The sequence below is a fragment of the Bacillus sp. NPDC060175 genome (genome assembly GCF_042728695.1).
Taxonomy (GTDB): domain Bacteria; phylum Bacillota; class Bacilli; order Bacillales; family Bacillaceae_G; genus Bacillus_A.
In genome coordinates this window covers 1-5162 of record NZ_JBHWYR010000154.1, presented here as the reverse complement: position 1 = coordinate 5162, position 5162 = coordinate 1, and the positions used below count along the sequence as shown (strand labels likewise).

At 33.4% G+C, this 5162-nt stretch carries 5 protein-coding genes; 3 read left to right on the top strand and 2 right to left on the bottom strand.

What is annotated here, in order from left to right:
* Positions 1-547: 547 nt before the first annotated feature.
* A complete protein-coding gene (locus ACFWDE_RS29850; protein WP_328027684.1) occupies positions 548-1063 on the bottom strand; it encodes a transposase in 516 nt (171 codons plus the stop codon).
* Between the two features lie 674 nt (positions 1064-1737).
* On the opposite strand from ACFWDE_RS29850, the gene ACFWDE_RS29845 reads away from it, so the two are divergent.
* The 3 genes from ACFWDE_RS29845 to ACFWDE_RS29835 all read left to right on the top strand — a co-directional run bounded on the left by ACFWDE_RS29845 (position 1738) and on the right by ACFWDE_RS29835 (position 4831).
* Positions 1738-2937: an FAD/NAD(P)-binding oxidoreductase gene (locus tag ACFWDE_RS29845; protein ID WP_000849944.1), complete on the top strand. Its 1200-nt coding sequence runs from the start codon at positions 1738-1740 to the stop codon at positions 2935-2937.
* 67 nt (positions 2938-3004) lie between these two features.
* Complete coding sequence (locus ACFWDE_RS29840; RefSeq protein ID WP_377896308.1) at positions 3005-4426, top strand: MBL fold metallo-hydrolase; 1422 nt, start codon at positions 3005-3007, stop codon at positions 4424-4426.
* A 78-nt stretch (positions 4427-4504) separates the two neighbouring features.
* A complete protein-coding gene (locus ACFWDE_RS29835; protein WP_377896307.1) occupies positions 4505-4831 on the top strand; it encodes a Rossmann-fold NAD(P)-binding domain-containing protein in 327 nt (108 codons plus the stop codon).
* Positions 4832-4917: 86 nt separating this feature from the next.
* Here ACFWDE_RS29835 and ACFWDE_RS29830 read toward each other — a convergent pair.
* On the bottom strand, positions 4918-5162 hold a 245-nt coding region (locus ACFWDE_RS29830), incomplete at its 5' end, for a DDE-type integrase/transposase/recombinase (protein ID WP_377896306.1).

Here is a 5162-nt window from a genome sequence, read left to right as displayed (position 1 = left end):
GGAAATATTGGATTCCCCTAAATTTACACCTGTCTCGTACATCTCCTCAAATATACAAACTAATTCCTTAACGTACAGGGAACCAGTTTAGATGTATCTAAACATACAATTCCCCCGAAATGATATAGTGAGACCAGATAGTTGTTTATGAACCAAAATCTATATGTATTTCGATTTTTTCTTATCAAAAAACCGGAACCAACGATAGAAATGAGGTACGGAGAAGGAGTAAGATTATTTTTAACGAAATTCAAATGAAACAGCTAGAAAAAAATAAAAATGTATTAAAAGTGTCGGAATGTTCGATTAGCTATTGTTCAGATTTCAAAGTAAGAGCGGTAAAAGAAAATCAACAAGGAAAAGGCCCTATCCAAATCTTTTTAGAGAATGGGTTTAACTTAGCTGTGATTGGTGAGGAAGGCTTTTATACAGAACGCCGTGGGAAAGGAAGCACGTATTGCGTTTTTAGAAGCGGAATTGACATTCCTAAAAAAGTTAGACGAACTCGAAAGGCAGGCGTTACAGGTAAACGTAAAAAGACCGCCTATTACGGGCGGTCGCTTTTCTTAGGACATAAACAAAGGATGCAAAGTGCAACAAAAAATATAGGTAACAAAATTATAAGCGATAGCCTTGCGATGGACTCTTCATAAAACAGGTATTGAATCATCGGCATGTCCCAATATGAAACTTTTAAAACTGCAACTGTATTTTCTCTCGATGTTTCATTTAGTGTTGTACCTATAACTTTTCCGTATACAGTAAATTCTCCGATATAAGCTGGATCATCAACATGACGGAACGGTGTGTCACCTTCAAGCTCAATGTCCGTAGATTTTATATTAGGATATGTATCTTTAATTTTTTCTTTTAATATAGCTAAATCACTTTTACTTATTTTTTGAGGTGCTCCCGTAGTGGCTTGTGCGTATACGTGTAATTTTATGTCATCTTTTTGGATAGCTGACCTACCTACTATTCTATTTGGAGAAAATATAAGTAATATCACATGCAAAATAAAAAACATTACAAAGACTTTAGAGGATTTTTCTAACTTGTTCAATTATCACACCACCAATATATACTAATTACATTATAAGATATATTAGGGTTTTTTAGTTAGACGTACCAAACTGTTTTTGTTGACTGAGACGAAATTGTTCTTCATACTAACTCACTTTTGCCGTGAGTTCCTCTACTTGAGCTTGAAGTGATTCAATTGTGGGTTGATTTGGATGTGAAAGTGTTGTTTTCATAGATAAATCCATTTGATAAAATTATCCAAATTCCTTTTACATATATGATTTTTATAGAATGGTTCTCGCATGTACGGCTTGATGCCCTTGTTTTTGGTGACTAATTTTCTATTTATACGGTATTCACAGATAATTAAGTAGTTCAAATTTAGTAAAGAAAAAGAATAAAACATATATGGATGCGGATTGAGTAACCCTATCGCTCTTTTCGAACAAGAAACCCCATCGTCTTTAGAAATACAATGTAAGAGAGGTTGGATACAGTGCGACATTGAAACACATAAGGTTTTTGTGTTTTAAACGAAATATAGAAGTAATGTAAGGATTTAATGCATATAATAATGTTAATGGTTAAAATTGACAAAATATTCATTTTAATCAGATAAAAATGACAAGATTTTAACTTACAATTATGTTAATGCGACTAAAAAAGGCTAATAACTATTTTTCATAACAGTTAAGTTTAGATAGGAAGAGGATAATGAAGACTAAAGATAGTTATAAAATCATTGTAATTGGTGCCGGGACTGCGGGACTGTCCTTTACTGCACATTTATTACGTAATGTATCCCTATTTAAAGAAAGTATAGCGATTATTGATCCATCTAAAAAACATTATTTTCAACCTCTGTGGAGTTTAGTGGGTGGTGGAATTGTTTCAAAGGAGTCTACGATGCGTGATCAAGAATCACTTGTTCCTAATGGTGCGATCTGGATTCCTAAACGTGTTGTTAAGTTGTTCCCATCTGAAAATAAGATTCTTTTAGATGATGAAACTATGCTTGAGTATGAAATTCTTATTGTAGCAGCCGGTATACAAATAAATTGGGGTGGTATTAAAGGGTTGAAAGAATCTATTGGGACTAATGGTGTTTGTAGTAACTATTCCTATAAATATGTTGATTCTACTTGGAGAGAAATTGAAAGATTTAAAGGAGGAAATGCTGTTTTTACCCACCCAAACACCCCTATTAAATGCGGTGGTGCCCCACAAAAAATTATGTACCTAGCCGAGGAGCATTTTTGTAATAGTGAAGTAAGAAAGAATAGCGAAGTTATGTTTTATTCTGCAAACCCTAACATATTTCAGGTTCCACGTTATGCAGATACACTAGATAAGGTGTTAAAAAGAAAGCAAATTATAACGAATTATAATAAAAATTTAGTAGAAATTATTGCCGAAAAGAGAGAAGCTATTTTTGAGGATACGCAAACACTAAAAAAAGAAAGTGTGTCATATAGCATGTTACATGTTGTTCCACCAATGGGACCGCCTAGTTTTATAAAAGATAGTGAAATAAGCGATCATCAAGGTTGGGTTGATATAGACCCTTATACTTTGCAGCATGTACGTTATAAAAATATTTTTGGACTAGGGGATTGTACAAATTTACCCACATCTAAAACTGGAGCGGCAATTCGAAAACAAGTACCTGTCTTAAAACAAAATATTATGGACGTACTGAATGGAAGAGATATGCAGGCTAAATATGATGGGTATACATCTTGTCCAATTGTTACAGGGTATAAAAGTCTTATACTAGCTGAATTTAACTATGAACATGAGCCTCAAGAAACGTTTCCGTTTAATCAAGCGGAAGAACGGTATAGTATGTTTTTGCTAAAAAGATATATGTTGCCATATATGTATTGGAATTTTATGTTGAAAGGAATTTTATAGGGGAAAGATAAAAAGTTGTTTTAAAATCTGAAAAGTAATAGGAAATAAGAAATAGGAGGGAATAGCCATGCTCTTAAAATATTTTTATGATGAAAAATTAGCACATGCTTCCTATTTAGTTGGTTGTCAGAAGGAAGGAGTAGCAATTGTAATTGATCCAAACCGTTGTATAGAACAATATATAGAATATGCTAGGAAAGAGGGAATGGAAATAATTTCTGCGGCTGAGACACGTATTCATGCTGATTTTCTTTCTGGGGCTAGAGAACTTTCTCATGTTTATAAAGCAAATTTATATGTATCTGATGAAGGTGATTGTGATTGGAAATATCAGTATCTTAATGAGATTCAATACCATCTTGTCAGAGAGGGAACTGAATTTAAAATTGGTCATATAAAATTTAAAGTAATTCATACTCCAGGCCACACACCTGAAAGCATTTCTTTTTTAGTAACTGACACGAGCCAGAATAATTATACAAATGAACAACCTATTGGAATATTCACGGGTGATTTTGTATTTGTAGGCGATGTAGGAAGACCAGACTTATTAGAAACAGCTGTTGGTATTAAAGACACTGCTAAAAAAGGAGCAAGGCAACTATTTGATTCTATACAAAAAATAAAAAAACTCCCTGATTATTTACAAATTTGGCCATCGCATGGTGCAGGAAGTGCATGTGGAAAAGCATTAGGGGCAATTCCAACTTCTACATTAGGTTATGAAAAGATGCTCAATTGGGCATTTCAGTGTAATGAAGAAAGTAATTTTATATCTACTCTATTGACGGGACAGCCAGATCCTCCGAAGTATTTTTCATTAATGAAGAATTTAAATAAATTGGGTCCACCAATTCGTAAGAAGAGAGATATTATTAGCATTAATACATTTGAAGAGTTCCAAGAAATCACTAAAAAAGTTCAGCAAATTGTTGATATAAGGGATGTAGAGTGTTTTGCTGCGGGTCACATTGAAAAATCCATTAATATTCCGTATAACAATTCTTTTTCAACTTGGTGTGGGTGGTTATTAGACTATAAAAAAGAAACATTAATCATTTTAGATATGGAAAAAGTTAATGTGGAGGAAGTTATTAGAGATTTTGAGTCTATTGGCTTAGATAATATTATTGCTTTTGCACCTTCAAAAGTAATTCAAAGATTCCATAGTTTAGAGAGTTATAAGGAAAAAACATCAAATGAATTATATCCGTTAATAAAGGATGGAAGTGTTAAGGTTATCGATGTGCGTAGTAAAAAAGAATGGGATGAAGGACACCTTCATGATGCAATACATATTGCTTTAGGTAATTTATTTGAGCAGCTAGATCAAGTTCCTACAGGTTGTCCTATAGTTTTACAATGCCGGACGGGTTTACGTTCTGCTATAGCTGCTAGTATTTTGCAAAGAGCTGGTTTAAAGGGTGTAGTCAATTTAAAAGGAGGATTCCTTGCATGGGGAAAGTCTGGATTACCATACTATAAGTAATTTAAAAGAGTATAAAATGTCTTTTTCTTTTTTCAACATTCATCTTTTATTGACTGTCGGGATATTGCAGATGCTGCAGTGGAAGTTTTGATTAACAGGGAGAAATCAGGGGGAATATATACTCTCACAGGGGCAGGAATTTTTAGTTACCCAGATATAGCAAGTGAACTGTCCATTTTACTCAATCGCACCATTACCTATATTAATATGGATTCTGTGGACTTACGGAGGAATTTAATTCACTATAATCAAATGCCTATTTGGTTGGAAAATCACATTGTGGAAATTCAGGCTATGTCTATGGGGATTCAGGAAAATCCAACAGACACTGTGAAAGAATTAATTGGGAAAGAGCCTAGAACATTAAATGCTTTTCTTCGTGAGTATAAAGAGAATTTCAAGTAGTTTTAACATTCATTTGATTAATTGGTTCTGGTGCAAAGATTGTATTTATTTGAAAGAGGTATATAGATTCCTAATGGAATCTATTCTTATGCAGCCATTCCGAATAGTTGATGAATAAACTTCACTTCATTTTGGACAGACTTGTCCCATAAAATAAGTTGGCCTTTTTTAATGATATGCATCGCTTCTATTCCTGAAAGAATAGATTTAGCTGTACGAAAAGATTTCAATCCTAGCATTGAACGAACTCTCTTTTTAATAAAACGATGATCTTGCTCTACAATGTTATTAAGGTATTTTACCTGCCTTATTTGGATGCCCACAGGCATCT

Coding starts and splice junctions, on each gene's coding strand:
- ACFWDE_RS29845 (WP_000849944.1), top strand. CDS start 1,738: ATGAAGACTAAAGATAGTTATAAAATCATTGTAATTGGTGCCGGGACT.
- ACFWDE_RS29840 (WP_377896308.1), top strand. CDS start 3,005: ATGCTCTTAAAATATTTTTATGATGAAAAATTAGCACATGCTTCCTAT.